The sequence below is a fragment of the Lyngbya aestuarii BL J genome (assembly GCF_000478195.2).
Taxonomy (GTDB): Bacteria; Cyanobacteriota; Cyanobacteriia; order Cyanobacteriales; family Microcoleaceae; genus Capilliphycus; species Capilliphycus aestuarii.
Map to the genome: position 1 here is coordinate 1 of NZ_AUZM01000091.1, position 20,651 is coordinate 20,651.

Annotated in this window: 17 protein-coding genes; 11 read left to right on the top strand and 6 right to left on the bottom strand. The window is 40.7% G+C overall.

The features are described from left to right. On the bottom strand, positions 1–1,179 hold a 1,179-nt coding region (locus M595_RS24235; protein WP_023069178.1), incomplete at its 3' end, for a MutS N-terminal domain-containing protein. Between the two features lie 800 nt (positions 1,180–1,979). Between M595_RS24235 and M595_RS24240 the strand changes: the two genes are divergently transcribed. The 8 genes from M595_RS24240 to M595_RS24275 all read left to right on the top strand — a co-directional run bounded on the left by M595_RS24240 (position 1,980) and on the right by M595_RS24275 (position 13,335). Then, positions 1,980–5,102 carry an ABC transporter transmembrane domain-containing protein gene (locus tag M595_RS24240; protein ID WP_023069184.1) on the top strand — a complete coding sequence of 1,041 codons (3,123 nt, stop codon included), beginning with the start codon at positions 1,980–1,982 and terminating at the stop codon, positions 5,100–5,102. A 564-nt stretch (positions 5,103–5,666) separates the two neighbouring features. Beyond that, the gene (locus M595_RS24245; RefSeq protein WP_023069192.1) at positions 5,667–7,343 is read left to right on the top strand and encodes a beta-barrel domain-containing protein; all 1,677 of its coding nucleotides are present in this window, start codon (positions 5,667–5,669) and stop codon (positions 7,341–7,343) included. A 72-nt stretch (positions 7,344–7,415) separates the two neighbouring features. Beyond that, complete coding sequence (locus tag M595_RS24250; protein WP_023069188.1) at positions 7,416–7,676, top strand: HetP family heterocyst commitment protein; 261 nt, start codon at positions 7,416–7,418, stop codon at positions 7,674–7,676. Between the two features lie 573 nt (positions 7,677–8,249). Beyond that, positions 8,250–8,546: a hypothetical protein gene (locus M595_RS24255; RefSeq protein ID WP_023069179.1), complete on the top strand. Its 297-nt coding sequence runs from the start codon at positions 8,250–8,252 to the stop codon at positions 8,544–8,546. Positions 8,547–8,703: 157 nt separating this feature from the next. Further along, complete coding sequence (locus M595_RS24260) at positions 8,704–9,006, top strand: hypothetical protein (RefSeq protein WP_023069196.1); 303 nt, start codon at positions 8,704–8,706, stop codon at positions 9,004–9,006. Between the two features lie 288 nt (positions 9,007–9,294). Beyond that, complete coding sequence (locus tag M595_RS24265; protein WP_023069183.1) at positions 9,295–11,784, top strand: hemolysin-type calcium-binding repeat family protein; 2,490 nt, start codon at positions 9,295–9,297, stop codon at positions 11,782–11,784. A gap of 56 nt (positions 11,785–11,840) precedes the next feature. Next, the gene (locus M595_RS24270; protein WP_023069191.1) at positions 11,841–12,581 is read left to right on the top strand and encodes a peptidylprolyl isomerase; all 741 of its coding nucleotides are present in this window, start codon (positions 11,841–11,843) and stop codon (positions 12,579–12,581) included. A gap of 415 nt (positions 12,582–12,996) precedes the next feature. Beyond that, positions 12,997–13,335 carry a hypothetical protein gene (locus M595_RS24275; protein WP_023069193.1) on the top strand — a complete coding sequence of 113 codons (339 nt, stop codon included), beginning with the start codon at positions 12,997–12,999 and terminating at the stop codon, positions 13,333–13,335. 221 nt (positions 13,336–13,556) lie between these two features. On the opposite strand, the gene M595_RS24280 is transcribed toward M595_RS24275, so the two are convergent. Then, positions 13,557–14,306, bottom strand: a complete 750-nt coding sequence (locus tag M595_RS24280; protein WP_023069185.1) for an LEVG family PEP-CTERM protein — start codon at positions 14,304–14,306, stop codon at positions 13,557–13,559. A 196-nt stretch (positions 14,307–14,502) separates the two neighbouring features. Here M595_RS24280 and M595_RS24285 point away from each other — a divergent pair, with 196 nt between their 5' ends. Together M595_RS24285 and radC are read left to right on the top strand one after the other, a co-directional pair. Further along, a complete protein-coding gene (locus M595_RS24285; protein ID WP_023069186.1) occupies positions 14,503–15,345 on the top strand; it encodes an MOSC domain-containing protein in 843 nt (280 codons plus the stop codon). Positions 15,346–15,472: 127 nt separating this feature from the next. Continuing rightward, a complete protein-coding gene (radC, locus tag M595_RS24290; protein ID WP_023069181.1) occupies positions 15,473–16,204 on the top strand; it encodes a RadC family protein in 732 nt (243 codons plus the stop codon). 59 nt (positions 16,205–16,263) lie between these two features. Here radC and M595_RS24295 read toward each other — a convergent pair whose 3' ends face one another. Both M595_RS24295 and miaA read right to left on the bottom strand, forming a co-directional pair. Continuing rightward, on the bottom strand, positions 16,264–16,755 hold the full coding sequence (locus tag M595_RS24295; protein WP_023069195.1) for an NINE protein: 492 nt from the start codon (positions 16,753–16,755) through the stop codon (positions 16,264–16,266). Between the two features lie 286 nt (positions 16,756–17,041). Further along, positions 17,042–17,944 carry a tRNA (adenosine(37)-N6)-dimethylallyltransferase MiaA gene (gene miaA / locus M595_RS24300; protein WP_023069189.1) on the bottom strand — a complete coding sequence of 301 codons (903 nt, stop codon included), beginning with the start codon at positions 17,942–17,944 and terminating at the stop codon, positions 17,042–17,044. A 184-nt stretch (positions 17,945–18,128) separates the two neighbouring features. On the opposite strand from miaA, the gene gyrB reads away from it, so the two are divergent. Then, a complete protein-coding gene (gene gyrB, locus M595_RS24305) occupies positions 18,129–20,066 on the top strand; it encodes a DNA topoisomerase (ATP-hydrolyzing) subunit B (protein WP_023069187.1) in 1,938 nt (645 codons plus the stop codon). Between the two features lie 100 nt (positions 20,067–20,166). Here gyrB and M595_RS24310 read toward each other — a convergent pair whose 3' ends face one another. Both M595_RS24310 and M595_RS31940 read right to left on the bottom strand, forming a co-directional pair. Beyond that, entirely contained in the window at positions 20,167–20,322 is a 156-nt protein-coding gene (locus M595_RS24310) for a hypothetical protein (protein WP_203419135.1), read from the bottom strand. Positions 20,323–20,332: 10 nt separating this feature from the next. Beyond that, the coding region (locus M595_RS31940; protein ID WP_203419137.1) for a hypothetical protein at positions 20,333–20,651 on the bottom strand (319 nt) is incomplete at its 5' end.

The window sequence follows — 20,651 nt, forward strand, 5'->3', positions numbered from 1 at the left end:
TCGTCCGGTCAACCGTTCAAGGTCATAGATTTGTCGGAGAATCTGTTGAATATCTTGTCGCAGTTCGTGGTTATTGACAAACTCTTGAATGGTATCATGGCGGGCGCGAATGCCTTTGAGATCGAGTAAAGGTTGTAATAACCAACGCCGTAACGCCCGACTTCCCATTGGGGGATTTGTTTTATCTAACGCCCATAATAAAGAACCATATAGCGTATTATCTCGAACGGTTGTGGTAATTTCTAAGTTGCGGCGACTTTGATGATCGACGACTAAATAATCACTGAGAGTATAAGTTCGAGGACGTTGGAGAGGGGTAATATGATCTTTTTGAGTATCTTCTAAATATTCTAATAACCCCCCGGCTGCCCGCACACTCAGAGGAAGATGTTCACAACCAATGCCTTCGAGAGATTTGAGTTGAAATTGTTGTAAAATTCGAGGTCTGGCTTCACCCAAAGAAAAAGGCTTTTGCGATCGCAATGAATAGCAAAAACAACGAGGTAAACACTCAGGAAGTTCTTGATCATTTTCTCCCGGTTTCAGCATTTTACTAATATCGGGTGCATTCACTGGGAACAACACTTCAGACGGTTGTAACCGCATTAATTCTTGGGTGAGGTGTTCTAAATGTTCTGACTGGGTAGTGAGAAATTCTCCGGTGGAAATATCTGCATAAGCTAACCCCCAATATTCACCTGCGATCACAATTGCCGCTAAATAATTATTTTGGCGACCTTTGAGCATATTATCATCCGTTAGAGTTCCAGGTGTTAGAACACGGGTGACTTCTCGCCGAACTTGTCGCCTTTCTTTGGCGGCGATGGCTGCATCTTCAACCTGATCACAAATGACGACGGCATAGCCTTTTTCTAACAGGGTAGCGCTGTAGCGATAAACGTGTTCGTGGGGAACTCCAGTCATCGGAACTCGCCCCACTTCTTTTCCGGCGGCTTTGGTGGTTTGGATGAGTTCGAGTTCACGGGCGATGGTGACGGCATCTTGAAAAAAGCACTCGAAGAAGTCGCCTACCCGAAAAAAGAGTAACGCATGAGGATATTGTTGTTTAACCTCGATATATCGCTGCATCATTTCCGACAGTTTGCTGGTGTCGAGTTTTCGGTAGTCAGCGTTGGGGTATTCTTCGGGTTGAGTAGATGCAGGGGTGGAATCAGACATAGCAGATTTAAGACTCTTAGCAGGGTGCTACCCTGATCAACTTTACCGCGATTGTGACCTCTCGTTTGTGAATTTGTTCAACTTTTTTGGGGTGAGGGATGAGAGCCATTGGGGGGAGATCACCTGATGACTCTGGCGGTTAAGAATGGTTTATGTAAAGGAACTGTAAAGCTTACAGGCTTCAAATCATCTATCTTCTAACTGATTTTAAAACAATAGGAGGCGTTTTTTAAAGATTCTGTAAAGGTAAACGGAGAATTGTAGACATTTGATAAAACATATGGCAATCTTTTATATAGCTGTGAAAGTTAAGTGAAACCTGGGATATTCTCAGGTCGTGATTAGGCTGGGCGAATTGAGAGTTGGTCTGTTTGGTATTGTTAGTTGAAACTAATTTTTGGCCACTGTCTTTGAGATGAAATCAAGACAGGGGTAAAAGAAATTTGATCATTGTATATTCATCAAACGTTTTTGAATTTGATATTCATTAATGCTTTGAGATGAAAACCAGTCACTTGCATTGGAAAATCGGATAATGTCGAGACTCCAGGGACTTAACACTCTCAAGTTAGAGGGAGAAAACTGGCTGTTATCAAAGGAGCAAACAAGCTTTCAGTCTCGAAATTCGGCGAAAAGTCGAGGACTCAGTTTTATTTTTGTGAGTTCAGAAATAGGTTAGCTCACATCTGTTATTGATTAACTTTTTTAACAAGATGTGATTTTTCTCGAATTTTTAACCCGGTTTTTCAGAAAAAAGAATAGTTGACACTACATTCGGAGTAGAACTCCCCTGAAAACGAATGAGCCAATTAAATTCTCAGTTTCGGCATTCAGCTCAGACAACGAGCCGAAAAAGGAGTGCATCAGAGAGTATCTCTGCTTTTGAACAACTTCTCACCTTTCTCAATATTGAGAGTAGTCTGGCGGTGAATCTTAGTCAGGAAGCAGAGGTTTACAGCTATGAGCTAGGAGACGAGATTGCGATTGTAGCGAACAGTCTTTCTCCGAATGTATATAATGATCAACTCAATCGGTCTACAAATTCTGTTCAGGGCGAACATCAAGAGGGAATTTATCTCATTTGTCAAGGTCAGGTTAGGCTGTTAGGTTCTGACCCCACAAAAGACCGAGACGTTTCGGTTTCCCGCCTAGAAGCCGGAGAACTGTTTGGAGGTGATCGCCATCTGTTCACCCTTGAACCCCTACCCTATCAAGCGATCGCAGCCAGTCCCGTATTGATTGCTTATCTGAGTGTCAAGACTCTGCAAACTTGGCTGGAACGGTTTCCTCAATGGCGAGAGGAACTACAAACCACTACTGACAAACGCCAACGTTTGATTTTCTTCAAAACTCAAACCGAATTACGAAGATTAACCAGTTCTCAACTGCGAGAACTCTTACCCGAGATCAGCGAACGTCAAATTCAGCCCCAAACCCCTCTAAAAACTGCAACACCTGCTTCAAAAGGGCGCTACTGGTTGTATCAAGGTGAAATTGAAGCAACAGAATCGATTCCTCAACAGGGAGAAAGTTGGGGTTATCCCGATACTACGCCAACCGCTTGGGTTGCCAAAACGCCTTTGATTGTTTATCAGCTTTCCGCCGAAGATTGGCAAAATATTTCCGAAAACTCCATAAAAAAAACCTCTAAACCCTCTCCTCGTTCCCCCATCCCGGTTCCGCCTCAAACACAACCCTCTGCTACTCCTGTTCCCTCTCCAAGTCCAAATCTCAAACTCGAACTTCCTAAGCCTCGAAAACTGAAGCGAGGGCGGGGACTTTGGCGGCGTTATCCCTGCGTCGAACAGCAAAGTTCCTCCGACTGTGGGGCTGCTTGTCTGGCAACAATTGGACAATATTGGGGTAAAACCTGGAGTCTGAACCGTTTAAGAAACCTAGCCGGGGTGGGTCGTTCGGGTGCCTCGTTAAAAGGATTAGCACGAGCGGGGGAAAGTTTAGGATTTCAAGTTCGACCTGTACGAGCCAGTTTGAGTCGGCTAGAAGACCAAAAAAATCCCTGGATAGCCCATTGGCAAGGTGATCACTATGTCGTGGTTTGTTGGGTAAAACGGCGCAAAGTATTGATTGCTGACCCCGCCCAAGGAAAACGGGAGTTATCTCGTCAAGAATTTCTCGCCGGATGGACAGGTTATGCGTTGTTGGTTGACCCCACAGAACGACTCGAACAAGTCGAGAACGAAAAACGTTCTTTAGGTCGATTTATGGGGGTGTTGTGGCCCTATAAAACGTTGGGGCTGCAAATCATTTTGATTTCGATCTTGATCCAAATGTTTGCGCTGGTGTCGCCTCTGATTACTCAAATTATTATGGATCGAGTCGTTGTCAACAAAAGCCTCACCAGTTTACACGTTTTTGCTTTGGGTGCTTTGCTGTTTGGGGTGTGGAGTTTGGGATTATCTTCGATTCGACAATATTTGTTGAGTTATCTCTCCAACCGCCTAGATTTAACTCTCATTAGCGGTTTTATTCAACACACCCTCAAACTTCCCCTCAAGTTTTTTGAGTCTCGACGAGTCGGTGATATTATTACCCGAGTTCAAGAAAACCAAAAAATTCAACGATTTCTAATTGGTCAAATTCTGCTGGCGTGGCTGAATTTTGTTACGGGGTTTGTCTATTTGGGATTGATGCTGTACTATAACTGGCAGCTAACAGTCTTGATTTTGGGTTTGATTCCACCGATTCTGTTGTTAACTTTGGGTTCAACGCCCTTTCTCCGCAAAGTTTCTCGTCAAGTTTTTAATGCGTCGGCCGATCAAAATTCTACCCTTGTGGAGATGATGACCGGAGTTTCTACGGTGAAATCGGTGGGGGCAGAACAGGAGTTACGCTGGCGCTGGGAAGATCGCCTGACTGAACAACTGAATATGCGGTTTAAAGCCCAGAAATTGGCGATTAATTTGGGGTTTGTCAGTGGGTTAATTAATTCGATTGGTGGTACAGCCGTACTCTGGTTTGGGGCAATGTTGGTGATTCAAGATCAATTAACCATTGGTCAATTTATGGCGTTTAACATGATGCAAGGTCGTGTGATTTCGCCCGTGATTGCTTTGGCTGGTTTGTGGGATGAACTGCAAGAAGTGTTGATCTCCGTTGAACGTCTCAATGATGTTTTTGACACTGAACCGGAGGAAAGCCCACAAAAACCGTTACTTGTTCTTCCGCCTCTACAAGGTCAAATTAAGTTTGATCAGGTGACATTTCGCTATGGGGAAGATGAAGATAACACCTTAGAAAATCTTTCCTTTGACATTCAACCTAGCCAAACTCTGGCAATTGTGGGCCGAAGTGGTTCGGGTAAAAGTACCTTGGTGAAGCTATTACAGGCTTTGTATCATCCTCGCAGTGGTCGTGTCTGGATCGATGGACATGATTTGCGTCATGTGTCTAGCCAGTCTTTGCGAACTCAGATGGGGGTTGTGCCACAAGAATGTTATCTGTTTTCGGGGACGATCTTAGAAAATATTACGATTTATCGAGGAGAATATACCCTCGAAGAAGTGGTTGAAGTTGCCAAATTAGCAGAAGCCCATAGCTTTATTCAAACTTTACCTCTGGGGTATAACACGAAAGTCGGAGAACGGGGTTCAAGTTTGTCGGGAGGTCAACGTCAACGCATTGCGATCGCCCGGGCGTTACTCGGAAATCCTCGACTTTTAGTGTTAGATGAAGCGACGAGTTCTTTGGATACTGAAAGTGAACGGCGCTTTCAACGAAATTTAGAACAAATGAGTCGTGATCGCACCACGATTATTATTGCTCATCGTCTTTCTACCGTTCGCAATGCCGATCAAATTTTAGTGTTAGATCGGGGGGTGTTAGTTGAAAAGGGAAATCATCAGCAATTGATGCAGACTCAAGGACTTTACTATCATTTAGCCCAACAACAACTTAATCTTTAATCTCTGTTAATGATTTGATTACATTAAATCTAGAGTGAGAGATCTGAGACTCGGTAGCATTCAAAGATTGAATGGTATTGAGGATTGGATATTCTTTTCTCAAGTTTAGATTAAACAACAATTTGCAGATTCAATTGATGATACTTAAAACAAATCAGAATGACTTGAGCCAATCAAAAAAATTAAGTTTTGTTAAAAATCAAGCCAATAATCGATTAAATTGCAACTCTAAATCAAGCAATTGGTAAAGTTTATAATACTTAAAATGAAGTCATTTAAAAAATTAAAAAAACTGCCAATTTGGCAGAATCATAAACGAATATCGGTTAATATACTAACAGCTTTAAGTTTCTGCCTGCCTAACGATCACCTTTCACAGCTAAATTGAGGTATATCAGAAACACAAGTGACCCAAAAACAACCCTTTAAAAAAATTATTTGATGCTTTGATATGACTCTAAGTTCAGAGTGGATTTCAGACAAGATTGATCTCATCTTGATTTGTGAGTGATCTTCCGAATTCACCCTGACTCTAAATCCAACGTTGTTACAACATTTAAAGTGATGAGCTTCAACATTTCACCTCGGTTTTCTGCAAAACTAACTCGGAAATCCGATTCTCAATGTGAGGATAAACAAGATTATTTGTATGATTTAAACTTCTCCCAAGAAAACATCGAAGAAGCCCACTCCATCCACGGTGGAGTTACTACTTCTCTCCCTCTTTCCCCGCCAATTTCCGATGGTGCTTCCCCTTTCGCCCCGAAAGATAAAGAGTCCGAAAAAACAGCTTCAAATTCAGGAAATTGGTCAATTGCTTTACAGTCAGTTTTAGATCAACCACCCGCCTCATTTCCGATGCAACTGTTTTGGGGTGGCGCAGTATTTTGTATCGCTTTTGCAACTTGGGCGCATTTGGGAACTGTTGATGAAGTGGGTAATGCCCGAGGTAAATTAATTCCCCAAGGAAATGTTTACAAAGTTCATCCGGTGGAAATGGGAAAAATTGCCACTTTAGCTGTTAAAGAAGGGGATACAGTAAAAGCAGGTGAAGTGATTGCAGAATTGGATAGTCAACTTGCTTTAGCAGAAATTGAACGACTACAACACCAGCTTAATTCTTTTCAAATCGAACAAACTCAAAAACAAGGACTTTTAGAAAGAACCCATTTAGAAAAGCAAAGTCTTAGTGCAATCTCAGCCGCTCAAATTCAAACCCATGAAGCAGAAATTGAACGGGTAAAAACACAAATACGTGGAACTGAACGGGTACTCAGTCAACTCCAATTACAAGCAGAAAGCGCTCAAGCCAGAGTAGAGAATATACAACCCTTACCGACACAAGCCGATGAACTTTTAGAAAAACTTTATGCAGATAAAGCCGCATCAGTGAAACGGGTTGAACGGTTAAAACCGTTAGTAGAAGAAGGAGCGATTTCTCAGGAGTTATTGTTTCAGGCGGAACAATCTTTACGAGATCGCGAACGGGCTATTGTTCAAGCTCAATTATCGGAGAAAAATAGCACGAAAGAACAGGTATTTCAAGCTCAACAAATGTTACGAGAGCGTCAACAGATGATTACTCAAAATGAAGGAGAATTGCAACAATTGCAAGCTGAAGTCAATCGTCTGTATGTTGAACTCGAACAAAAACAATCAGAAGCCGAAGCCATTCAGATAGAAGCCGATCAAAAAATTCAGCAAATTGAACTGGATATGATGCAGTTTCAAGCTCAAATCAAAGAAACAAAAAGTTTATTGATTACGGCTAAAATGAAGCTAGACGAACGATTTGTTTATGCTCCCGTTGATGGTTATATTTCTACTTTAAACGTTAGTAATGTTGGAGAAGTCGTACAACCCGGACAAAATATTGCTGAAATTTTACCCGAAAATACTCCGTTAGTTTTATCGGCTAGTTTACCCAATCAAGAAGCAGGTTTTATTAAAGTGGGGATGCCTGTAAAAGTGAAGTTTGATGCTTATCCTTATCAAGATTATGGAGTAATAGAAGGAACTGTTACCTCGATTTCTCCTGATACAAAATCCGCAGAAAACCAAGAACCTGTTTATCAGCTTGAAGTTGAGTTAGAACAGGATTCAATTATAGAAAATCAAGAAGAAATTCAATTTAAACCGGGACAAACTGCAAGTGCAGATATTATCATTCGTCAGCGTCGGGTTGCTGATGTGATACTTGAACCCTTGCAGAAGTTTCAGACCACTGGTTTAGAGCTTTAATACGGAATTACTTCAATGTAATCAAAGATAAGAAGACTAATTTTAAGTTCAATTCATCTGGGAAGCATTCACATGAACTATTCTAATACTTCTTCTAAAAGTCAGCAAGATAAAGCCATGAGCGAAGAACAATTTAATCAAGTCATTGATGCCATATTAGCTGGAAAATATTCCTGGGCTTGTGTTTTAATTCTCCGATTTGCAGGTTATAATCCTTTGCATTATATTCCCTACCGCACTTACAATCGGTTAATCAAAGATAATAGCCAATGTGAAAAAAACAAGAAAACTTCTTCTTGTAAATGCGATCGCGCTCGACAGAAGGTTTCTTGAGATTACTGCATTTTTATCAACTTTAACATCCTTTTCATAACAAAGATGAAGATAAATCTATTTTTAACCCCCTAGTCTTTGGGGTTATTTTTTTGTCTGAAGGGTCAAACCCGACTCCAACCCACGAGATTTAACAACTTTAAATAAGTTAACATAAAAACTGCCATTCTGGCAAGCCATAATTTCTAGTATTGACTAATATTAATTACTAGAATCACGTTAAGCCAAAAATTGATGTTATCGACTCCTGAATGATTAAAATGACTGAATCATTCGTCAGGTTTGCTGTCAACTGTAACGACAAGTGAATCTTAGAGTTATTGAGTTGTTTCAGAAGAATTTGAACTGACTCATCGCAATAGTTTTTTGTTAACCCATAAATTTTTGGGTTGATTTTCCTGTCTACATTTTATTGAAAATTCCCCAAGAATAGAGATGCAATACTTTTCTAGATAAATTTGATAAAACTGCCAAAATGGCAACACAGTATTTGCAAGGTTGGTTATTATAAAAATGTCGAGATAAGAAAAACAACTCGACACAAACACTCAGACTATTAACAGGATAAAAACCATGAAAATCGCAGATCTGAACCACTTAGAAACCGTTGAAGCTAACGTTACTGGCGGTATCACTAACAAATACGCTAAGACTGTACTTTCATTCGATGAATATGTAGACATCGACAAGTATTTTACTGCCAAAGCTGACGTTAAAGGCAATCTTGCTTTTGCAGAAGCAGATGCAGCAGCTTTTGGAAATGACTCTGCCTCAAATGCTTTAAGTGAAACCTACACAGATGAGTATACCTCCATCTCCACCGCTACTTCTGCTTCTGCTACTGGCAAAAGCTACGGTTACTGGTACTAATAAAAAGATCATACTGCACCGTGATTAAGCTTTTTCAATCACGAAATAGAACTACTGTCAAAAGTAGTTGCAGATGAATTAAAAATCTCTTGAGTTGGTTTAAACTGAATAGAACTGACTCAAGAGAAACTCGTCTAATACCTTAATAAAAGCAAGAATGATTATCAGAGATTTAAACTTTTTAGATGAGGTAGCCGAAGACAAAAATATCACCGGGGGAGCCTCCACCAGTACAACAGCTAATGCAACAGCTGAATTGAACTTTGCTTATGCTGACGCTGATGCTGTAGCAGTCGGGGAATTTACTTTAACTCGAAGCAAAACCAAAACCGATGCAATTAGTAAACCGAAGGCTTCCGTAACCTATGCTGTTGCTCACGGAGTTGCCGTCGCCGTTACTAATACGAATGTTTCTGTTTCTCAATCCCTTGATATTGATCTTTCCATCGATAGGCACTAAAACGATTTTTTCATAGAGTCTAAAAATTGGTTTTTTTTACTTTGAGCTTGATTAACTCTCATCTGATACTAACCAATTAACTTATACTTGTTTGACTTTTTTAATGTATCACATCATTCTATTAATTTGGAATCCGCCCTAAATTTTTAGAGCCTTTTTTGTATTAATGGACTTTTCCTAAAAATTTAAAAATTCATAACTATTACTTTCTTAATTCAAATAAACTGATTTTATCAAAGTTTTTGATTAACAGATAACCTTAAAAAAGCTTTCAGGAGATCAATTATAATGTCTCAATTCGATCAATATTTTTCTCAAGATTCTTTAGACGATCAGAAAACATCCTTAGAGGTTTCATCAAACTATACTGTTGACACAAATTACTTGATTCCAGCAGATACTCCCTTAGAAACAATTACCTCAAATTCTCAACTTTATAATGAGTTAGAAGCTGAAGATATACTCGAAGATATGAATTCAACTCAGAATAGTAACAGTGCCTCTAGTTCTTCTGAGTCTTTTGTTAATGACAACGGAGCGGGAAGTAATAGCCAAGCGACTGCAACTTCTTCTAATGGAGAAACAAGCTACAGTGAAGCTCAAGAGTATGAAGAAGGAGCCACATCAACGAGCGGAAATTCATCGGCTGAAGCTTCTAATAATAATGCTTCCACTGATGCTAATGTTGAAACTCCGGCTAATAATTCAATGGATAATAATTCTACCGATAACAATTCGACCGATAACAATTCTACAGATAACAATTCCACCGACTCAAATACAATCGAAAATTCTAACGGAAGTTCGAGCAGTTCATCCAGTAACTCGACTGTAGATGATAGCGGCGCCAGAAGTGAAAGCGAAGCCAACGCCACATCTGGAGATGGAGAAACAAGCAATAGCAACGCGGAAACCAACCAACCGGGAGCCACATCAACCGGGGGAAATTCATCCGCAGAAGCGGACGATAACGATGCTTCAACTGATGCGAACGTTGAAACTCCGGCTAATAACTCTACAGATAATAATTCAACTGATAATAATTCGACCGATAACAACTTGACTGATAATACAACCGATAACAATTCAAACAATAACAATTCTACCAATAATAATTCTACCAATAATAATTCGACCGATAACAATTCTACCAACTCAAATACAACACCCGATACCGCAGAAAATGCTAACGGAAGTTCTAGCAGTTCATCCAGTAACTCGACTGTAGATGATAGCGGCGCCAGAAGTGAAAGCGAAGCCAACGCCACATCTGGAGATGGAGAAACCAGTCACAGCAACGCGGAAACCAACCAACCGGGAGCCACATCAACCGGGGGAAATTCATCCGCAGAAGCGGACGATAACGATGCTTCAACTGATGCAAACGTTGAAACTCCGGCTAATAACTCTACAGATAATAATCCCACAGACGACAATTCTACAGATAACAATTTCACAGATAACAATTCTACAGATAACAATTCCACAGACGACAATTCTACAGACGACAATTCTACAGACGACAATTCTACAGAAGAACCTCAGCCCCCCTCCTCTGAAGACAGTCGTTCTTCTGTGGAAATAACTCTAATTAACCTCCCTTCTCAACCGATTCCAACTCCAGACATTAATACCATAGAAGTCATTGGAATCACGCTGGCTTTGGGGACGTTTGAGGATAATAGTATTTTAGGAAATTATGATGCTAATACCATCCTGGGTTTAGATGGAAACGATGAGATTTTTGCAGAAGCTGGCGATGATCTTTTACAGGGGAATGTAGGTGATGATACTGTAGTTGGCGGTGCAGGAAATGATACAATTTGGGGTGGACAAGGAAATGATTTAATCTTTGGATCACAGGGAGAGGATTGGCTGTCGGGCGATGTCGGTACGGATACAATCTCGGGTGGTGAAGGTGCAGATACTTTTGTCTTAATTCCTGACTATTCTAACAGTCCCGATATTATTACTGATTTTAATGCTACCGACGGTGATAAAATTCAGTTATTACCCGGAACTTCACCCGACAATTTAACCTTTGAAGTGACGGATACAGACGGAGATGGTGAAGCTGACGCGACTTTAATTAAGATTAGCTCAACCGTCAGCGATCGCACTTTAGCGGTTGTTTTAGGAACCGTCAATGATGGGGGTGAAACCACTCTCAATTTAGAGGATTTTCAAACCGTTTCTCAGGAGTCATTCCTACCCAGAACAACTATTCCTGTTACTCCTTTAATGATCGCTAGCAACGATAATGATAACATTCAAGGAAATCCCGATGCGGATCGGATATTCGGTTTAGCAGGAAATGATAGTTTATCGGGGGGAAGCGGTGATGATTTTGTTCAAGGAAATGTAGGCAATGATCTTGTCGATGGTGGAGAGGGAAATGATACAATTCGAGGAGGTCAGGGAGACGACTCGCTGACTGGGGGTGTGGGGAACGATCGGCTTTGGGGAGATCTCGGGAATGATACCCTAATTGGAGGCGAAGGAGCGGATACATTTGCTTTAATATTAGAAGATGTTGAGAGCGTTGATGTCATTGTTGATTTTGAAGCGATCGCAGGGGATAAAATTTTTCTTCCTTCCGATATCTTGTTAACTAATATTGCTTTAAATCCTGTTGATTCTAATAATGATGGTATGATTGATGCAACAGCTATTCAACTTAATGTTAGTCAAAATGAATTGATTTTGGGTGTGGCTCTAGGAACTGTTAATTCTTTAGATCAAACAACTTTAATGCTAACCGATTTTATTGTAATATAAAGAGATAATATTTGAGGATGAAAACTACTCAATCTGAACCGAGAGAGAAAGCGACTATGGTTAATCAGTTGGGAACATTTGTTACCAATGATGAAATTGTTGGTTTTATAAAAGAACAACTTCAGTACAAAAAATTCTGTCATAAAATCTTATCGCAAAGAGCGATTTTTCAAGCGGTTCAGGAACGAGAAATTACAGTCACCTCAGATGAAATTCAAGCAGAGGCTGATCGTCAACGCCTAGCTATACGGCTAGAAAAAGCTTCTGACACTTTAGCATGGTTAGCTGACCAAGGGATTTCCCCTGATGACTGGGAAGCCGGAATTCAACAGAAAATTTTGGCTAAAAAACTAGCAGAAACTCTGTTTGCTTCGGAAGTCGAAAAATACTTTGCTCAAAATAGATTAGACTATGAACAAGTCTTACTTTATCAAATTATTGTTCCCTATGAGCGGCTAGCACGGGAACTTTTTTATCAAATAGAAGAAGAAGAAATTAGCTTTTATCACGCCGCTCATCTCTATGATATTGAAAAAAAACGCCGAGAATTATGTGGTTATGAAGGAAAACTCAATCGCCGTCATTTGAAAGCAGATATAGCCGCTTTGGTTTTTGGTGCAACTCCGGGAGAAATTATCGGCCCCCACCAAACCGATCTAGGTTATCATTTATTTAAAGTTGAGGAGTTTATCCCGGCTGAGTTAACGGAAGAACGTTCTCAAGAAATTATCCAAAAGTTGTTTCAAGAATGGCTGGTGAGTGAAGTCAATTATCTATTACATAATACTCACTATTAGATGAATTATAAGAGCAGATTTGGGGATTTTATTCAAATTATTGAATTGAATTCATCATTTTCCTGAATCTATTGAGTAATTTAACTCACTCTGAGTGGAGGGCTAAAGTTCAGCAAATGTAAATTTTTATGACAACCGCTTTCATAAGCGAGATATTTTTCGCCGTGAAAGCCGTTATCTCCAAGAGTGGGAGAAAGAGGGAAAAACCCTAAATTCAGCCCTTGTGACTCCATCTAGAGTCTCTAAGACTAGCAAACTTCAGAGAGAATCACTGAACAGGGGTATTATTCTCAATCTTAAGAAGACTAGAATATATCTTAAGATTTAATTTATAATTCATTATTAAGAACGTAGAGACTGGATCAATACCATTCAGTCCTCTTTTTGATTCGCTTTAACTAAGGATGCTTTAGAAATGTTGTTTAAGTGTCAACTTTGGCCAGGAAGTATTTGTAAGTGCGATTTACAAATTCATCCTAAATCTGATGGTAGCCAGATTGTGATGGTCACGGAGTTCCCCCGGAAACAAGGAATTAGCATTAGCAATGCTTTTGAAATATTATTTGACCATATCTGTGAAACCCACTATCTCAACCCGGAAAAAGTCACTTATCTTGAACGTCGTTGTGAACAAGGAGGTTTAGGTCAACAGTGGTCATTGGTGCATTTTGAGATTATTAAACAACGGGCTTGTAATCCTCGTTGGCAGGATGTAACTGAGAGTTTTGTCCGAACTATTATAACTTTTAAGTAGCATAAACTTAGTCTGACTCTCCTCTCCCCTTAGATAGATTCTAGATAGACTCTTTATCAATCCAAAAAACTTACAAAAGATGGATAAGCTAATTGTTTTATTCTCTATCCATCTTTTGGGTTTGAATCAAAATCTAGTCACACTCCATCCCAGCAAATGCTAGAAAGACTCTGAGAGTAGTGCATAAATTTTGTTGAAGATTGGCTAATTTGCGTACCGTTTTAAGCCTGATCACGCTTACGAAGCTTAGAACCCGCTAAAGCCAAACTAACGGCTGCTAAACCACTAATTGTCGTGGGTTCAGGAACAGTTGCGGGGGTTGCAGCTAACCGAAAGCGGACACCATCCCCAGGTTTTTTAACCATCATTCCTTCAGGATCAAATAATCCCAACTTCAGCGTTAGAGAACTCACATCAGCAAAGGTTTGAGTAAAGACATTACCATTTGATCCATCAGGTACCCAATCTGGAGAAGCTAAAGGATTACCATTAAGAGCCACAACACCCGTAGTATTTTCAGACTCTGCATCGAAATATTCAATCGTCAATTCTTTTAAGAGGGTACCAAATTCAAAGGTGTAAGTCCCGACTTCGAGTTGACCCTCTTCTGGATAAGAATCTGTATCTTCCAAATAAGCGACAGGGCGAAACCAAACATCAGCAGGATTCGTTCCCGCATCTGTGGTTAAAAAGCTAACATCATCCCCATAAACATTCTCAGTGGTCAAATCATCAATGAACAGACGACTTCTAGAACTTGTGGTTTCATCGGTCTCAGACATAATACTCTCGACAAAGGAGAGAGACTCGGGCTCGATACACTGAGCGGCATCTAAACAACTTAAACCGACATCAATTTCCCCCTCAGAGTCGGGAACAAGACTAACCGCATAACCACTCGAAGCCATTGCACTGATTGCAACGGTTGTTGTTGTCGCCAGCAAACTCCGGAAAAATAGAGATTTCGTCATACTATATACCCCAATCAAATTTTTACGAGATTTACAATCTCTGTCGTTTACTAATATAACCAATCCAGTGTAATATCACCTCCTATATACTACTATTGCCTGAACGAGGGCTTTTTCGGTTCGTCGGTTGGTTTTAGTCACCGCGCGCGTCAAACTCATTAGTCTTTTTTATCGGTTCAGAGGAGAGATTTTCGCAATGAAGGTTACGGGTATTTTTATTCATCCGATTAAGTCTTGTCAGAGAATTGCACTCGAACAAGCAGAAGTGACACCAAAAGGATTTACTTGGGATCGAGAATTGATGATTGTTGATCACCGTCAGCAATTTATGACGCAGCGAGACTATCCTCAGATGGCAAAAATTCAGGTTAAACTTTCAGGAAAAGTTATTTCTTTATCTGTTCAAGATGAATCCCTAGAACCGTTTAATTTTGAACCTCAGTTAACGGGAAACACTCTGGCTGTTAAGATTTGGCGGGATAATACTATTGCTATTGATCAAGGTGATGAAGTGGCAATTTGGCTGCAAAAGGCTTTGAAATTATCTCCGATGCAACCTTGTCGGTTAGTGCGACAATCTCCTCAACAACTTCGACGGATTAATCCCAATTATGCACGGCGATCTGAAGATCAGGTTAGCTTTGCAGATGGTTATCCTTTTTTACTTACAAATACGGCTTCTTTAGAGGAATTAAACCGCAAAATTGCCGAGAATAATTTAATTAATATTTCTGAGGTTCCGATGATTCGATTTCGTCCAAATATTGTGATTGAATCTGATTGTCCTTTTGTTGAAGATGACTGGAAATTGATTAAAATTGGAGAGGTTTATTTTGATGTGGTTAAACCTTGCGATCGCTGTATTGTTACCACAACCGACCAATTCACAGGAAAACGGGACGAACTTAAAGAACCCTTGAAAACTTTAGCAACTTTTCGACGACAAGCAGGAGGTGTGATGTTTGGTCAGAATATGATCCCTCAAAATACGGGAGTGATTCACAAAGAAGATCAAGTTCAATGTTTAGAACATCAGTAATTACACGCAATTTAATTAACCGTTTTTACCTCCTAAAAATCAGAAAATATTGATATGAAAAATCGTTGATTGATTGTCATCAACTCGGGTTATATTTGATGAAAACCTGATGATGTGAGAATTGAGTATGACCTACAGCCTCAGAATTGCTGATTTACCCTCCGATGAACGACCCCGAGAACGGATGATCGCCCATGGATCTCAAGCCCTTTCCAATGCAGAATTAATTGCAATTTTACTCAACACCGGACAGGGAAAAGGAAAATTATCAGCCGTGGGTTTAGGACAATTTTTACTCAATCAACTCAGTCAAAATCAGCATGACCCATTATCCATTCTGCGACATATTACTGTACAAGAACTCACTCAAATTCATGGCATTGGGCCAGCCAAAGCCACAACCATTATCGCAGCGATAGAACTCGGAAAACGAGTCTTCCAACTCCGTCCTTCTGAAAAAGCAATTATCGAAACTCCCCAAGCCGCAGCCGATGCTTTAAGCCAGGATTTAATGTGGCAAACTCAAGAACGATTTGCGGTATTATTATTAGATGTAAAAAACCGCTTACTCGGAACAAAAGTTATTACAATTGGTACCGCTACCGAGACTTTAGCCCATCCTCGGGAGATCTTTCGAGAAGTGATCAAATATGGGGCGACGCGGATGATTATTTCTCATAATCACCCTTCGGGAAATGTTGAACCCAGTCCTGAAGATATTACCCTCACTCGTCAACTCTTAGCCGGCGCCCAAGTTTTATCCATTCCGATTTTAGATCATCTGATTTTAGGTCAGGGAGAATTTCAGAGTTTACGTCAAATCACCGAATTATGGGATGAATATCCTCAAGGCGATTAAACAGTTAATAGTAAGCCGTGATTTCAATGATTAATATTCACGGTAACAACTGTTTTCTGTTAAACAATCCGATAAATGATCGTTCCTGTTTCTTCATGGTTATCAATATGAAGCAACCCTTCTTTATACAAATCGTTCAATAATTGCTTAATTTCAGGAATGGGTTTATCTGTTGCAATCACACAATCTGCAACTGAAATTCCTTGAGGATTATCTTTAGCGAGTTTTAAAATTGTATAAATATCAGACTTTTTATCGACTGTCGGAATCGCTTCCTGGCTATATTTTTGACTTTCTGTTAGATTAACAATAACTTCGTGAGTAATTGGATTTTGACTATTTTCTCGTTGGTAAAGTTGGTATTTTAGATTCTTCCGTTCGACCATTCCGGGAATGAGAAATAAATCGACGACTTGACCCACCCCAAAAAACCCGAAAGTAAATAGCCACACCAGTCCGGTAAAATAATTCCCTGAATAGATGCGGTGAACACCACCCAACCCTAAAAACCAGCTACACCACAGTAGATACGCTAGTCCTGTATTTCTCATTTCGATTCTCCCCGTATCGTGCTTGAAAAGACTAATCATTCAACATCCACAACTAATATCACCCAAGGAATTTCGTGAAGCCTGGGGAAACGGATGTTGACTCCCCAACTCACTCTGCCTTGATCTTCAATCTAGTGTCTGTGGATTCCGGAAAACCCCTTCTGATACTATTCTATCACCAAATTGTTTCTCTGTTGTTGTTAACAGAATCCAGAATATTCACGAAAATTTATATTAACAATAAATTCTCCAAAACGTAATATTTAAAAAAAAATTGATACAAAAATCAGAGAAATGATTGAACCCGTTGCCAAACTTGTTCTAATAAATCGGGCATTTCTGCATCAAACCATTCAATCTCCCGAACAGATCGAAACCAAGTTTTTTGTCGTTTGGCAAATTGACGAGTATGCAAAACCGTCGCGGCGATCGCATCATCTAACGAACAACTTCCCGTGAGATATTGTAGAATTTCGTGATAACCCAAAGTTTGTAATAGTGGCAACTCTTGACCATATTTTTTCAGAAGTGTTTGTACTTCTTCTAGCCATCCCACCTCAATCATTTTTTGAGTGCGGTGTTGAATTCGTTGAGTCAGGCGATCGCGATCCAAAGTCAACCCAATTTGTAAAATGGGATAATCTGGAGGATCTTCACCTTGTTGTTGAGAAATAGCACAACCCGTAATATAATAAACCTCTAACGCTCTTTGAGTGCGAAACTGATCATTAGGATGAATCTTTTGTGCCGCTACCGGATCAACCTGTTGTAGCATTGCATAACATTGAACCTGACCCAAGGCTTGAAACTGCGATCGCAACGGAGGACAAGGCGCAACCCGAGGAATCTTCATTCCGCGTACAATTGATTTAATATACAACCCCGTCCCCCCCACCAACAATACCGGAGAAGAAGGAGAAACAGACACCGGAGGAACGGCAATCAAAGCTTGAGCCTTTTCCTGGTAATCTGCTAAAGTGAGAGTCTCTCTGGGATCGCAAATATCGATCAGGAAATGGGGAACCTGTTGCTGTTCATCCCGCGTTGGTTTAGCCGTGCCGATATCAAACTCTCGATACACCTGACGGGAATCTGCACTGAGAATCACCGTGTTTAACCGTTGCGCTAAAGCGATCGCCAGCCCTGACTTTCCCGTTGCAGTTGCGCCACAGATCACAATAATCGTCATAAGTCCTTTTCAAAAATTAAACATCCCTTCCCTAGTCTCCATGATAAGGGGGTTCAATCTGGATTTAAACAGGGCTTCAGTTCGGCCTGTAATCGTTTCTAACCCTTTTGTGTTACAATTTTGGAGAGATTTGTCATTTTTGGAGTCCTGGGGACATTAGACCCCTAATTGGAGCAGTGATCAGATGACCAGCAGTTATAGCGCCGATCAAATACAGGTTCTTGAAGGTCTAGAAGCCGTCCGCAAACGTCCAGGGATGTACATTGGTTCTACCGGGCCACGCGGACTTCATCATTTAGTATATGAAGTTGTAGATAACTCCATTGATGAGGCGCTCGCCGGACATTGTACCCATATTGAAGTTGATTTTAATGCAGATGGTTCAGTAACCGTTACTGATGATGGTCGGGGTATTCCCGTTGATGTTCATTCCAAAACCGGAAAATCAGCCCTAGAAACAGTAATGACGGTTCTCCACGCCGGGGGAAAATTTGGTGGAGGCGGTTACAAAGTTTCTGGCGGTTTGCATGGGGGGGGGGTTTCCGTTGTGAATGCGCTGTCTGAATGGGTAGAAGTGCAAGTCTTGCGGGATGAAACCCAGTATACTCAACGCTACGAACGAGGGGTTCCCGTTGACGAACTTCAGTCCAAACCCAGTAAAGGAACACAGACAGGAACTTCGGTACAGTTCTTACCCGATACAACCATATTTACCACTGGAATTGAGTTTGACTATGCGACGATCGCCAGTCGTTTGCGAGAATTAGCCTATTTGAATGCAGGCGTTAGAATTACGTTAACAGACAATCGTTTAGATCTGATTAAACTCGAAGAACCGAAAACAGAAAGCTTTTGTTATGAAGGAGGAATTCGAGAATATATTGCCTACATGAACCGCGAAAAGCAACCCCTACATGAAGATGTAATTTTTGTGTCGGGAGAGCGCAATAGTGTGCAGATTGAAGTCGCGTTGCAATGGTGTGTAGATGCTTATAGTGATAATATTTTAGGCTTTGCTAATAATATTCGGACAATCGACGGCGGAACCCATTTAGAAGGGTTGAAAGCGGTCTTAACCCGCACGATGAATAACTTTGCTCGCAAACGAAATAAACTCAAAGAAAATGAGTCAAATTTAGGCGGTGAGAATGTACGGGAAGGGTTAACGGCTGTTATTTCGGTGAAAGTTCCTGACCCCGAATTTGAAGGACAAACCAAAACCAAGTTAGGCAATACAGAAGTTCGTGGGATTGTTGATTCATTAGTTGGGGAAGTTTTAACAGAATATCTCGACTTTCATCCCCATATTGCCGATGCTGTTTTAGAAAAAGCAATTCAAGCTTTTAAAGCCGCAGAAGCTGCTCGTCGGGCGCGAGATTTGGTGCGTCGGAAGTCAGTGTTAGAATCTTCACCACTACCCGGTAAATTGGCTGATTGTAGTACCCGAATTCCTTCTGAATCTGAAATCTTTTTGGTAGAGGGGGATAGTGCGGGCGGAAGTGCAAAACAAGGACGCGATCGCCGGACTCAGGCGATTTTACCCCTACGCGGAAAAATTCTGAATATTGAGAAAACAGATGATTCCAAAATCTATAAAAACAATGAAATTCAATCCCTGATTACAGCGTTAGGATTGGGAATTCGAGGCGAAGATTTTGATTCTACTCAATTGCGTTATCATAAGATTATTATTATGACAGACGCGGACGTTGACGGCGCTCATATTCGGACATTGCTGTTAACGTTTTTCTACCGTTATCAACGAGAATTAGTCGAACAAGGTTTCATTTATATTGCTTGTCCTCCTCTGTATAAAGTCGAACGAGGACGCAATCATTACTACTGTTATAATGAGCGAGAATTGCAGGAACGTTTGGCTGAGTTTCCGTCTAATGCTAACTACAATATTCAACGGTTTAAAGGTTTGGGTGAAATGATGCCTGAACAACTCTGGAATACAACCATGAACCCAGAAACTCGGATGATTAAGCAAGTAGAAGTGGAAGATGCAGCCCAAGCCGATAATGTTTTTACCGTATTAATGGGGGATAGAGTTGCACCCCGTCGGGAGTTTATCGAAACCAATGCACCTCGTTTAAATCTGGTTGATTTAGATATTTAATTGCTGTTGGTTCGCGCATAAGTTTAAAATTTTCGCGCCATAGCTGCTAATTTTAGAAGATTGAGACTAGGTTTAAAAAAGCCTGGTCTTTTTTATAGAATTATCTACTCTGAAGTAATAGGTTATTTCCGAGACGAGTTCCCGCTTCAATTCGTCGGATATTGCCTTCACGAATAACAACGCTGGGATTATTCAGGGTTGAGTCTGGGACAATTTGAGCCAGAGTCGTGGCAGACTGACATAAGGTTAAAGCCAAAACATGACAGCTAACACTGAGACAGGTGACGGGTATCCAAGATTTCATCTTGTTCGGCGGCAGGAGACCTCCGCCATAAGGAACGTTGGCGTGGGGAGGAATGCACGGGGACTCTCTCTCCCACAAAGTAGTCTGGATGAACTATAATTAAGTTATGATACAATCCCTGACTACTAAATGTAAGTTGATAGTCTCGCCAAACATTCGAGAGAAGATTGATGAAACTCTCGAAGGGTTTGCAGGTGCCTGTAACCAAATTTTGCAAACAGCTAAACAGGAAAACTGCTGGAACACTACCAAGTTGCATCACCTGACCTACAAACTTGTTC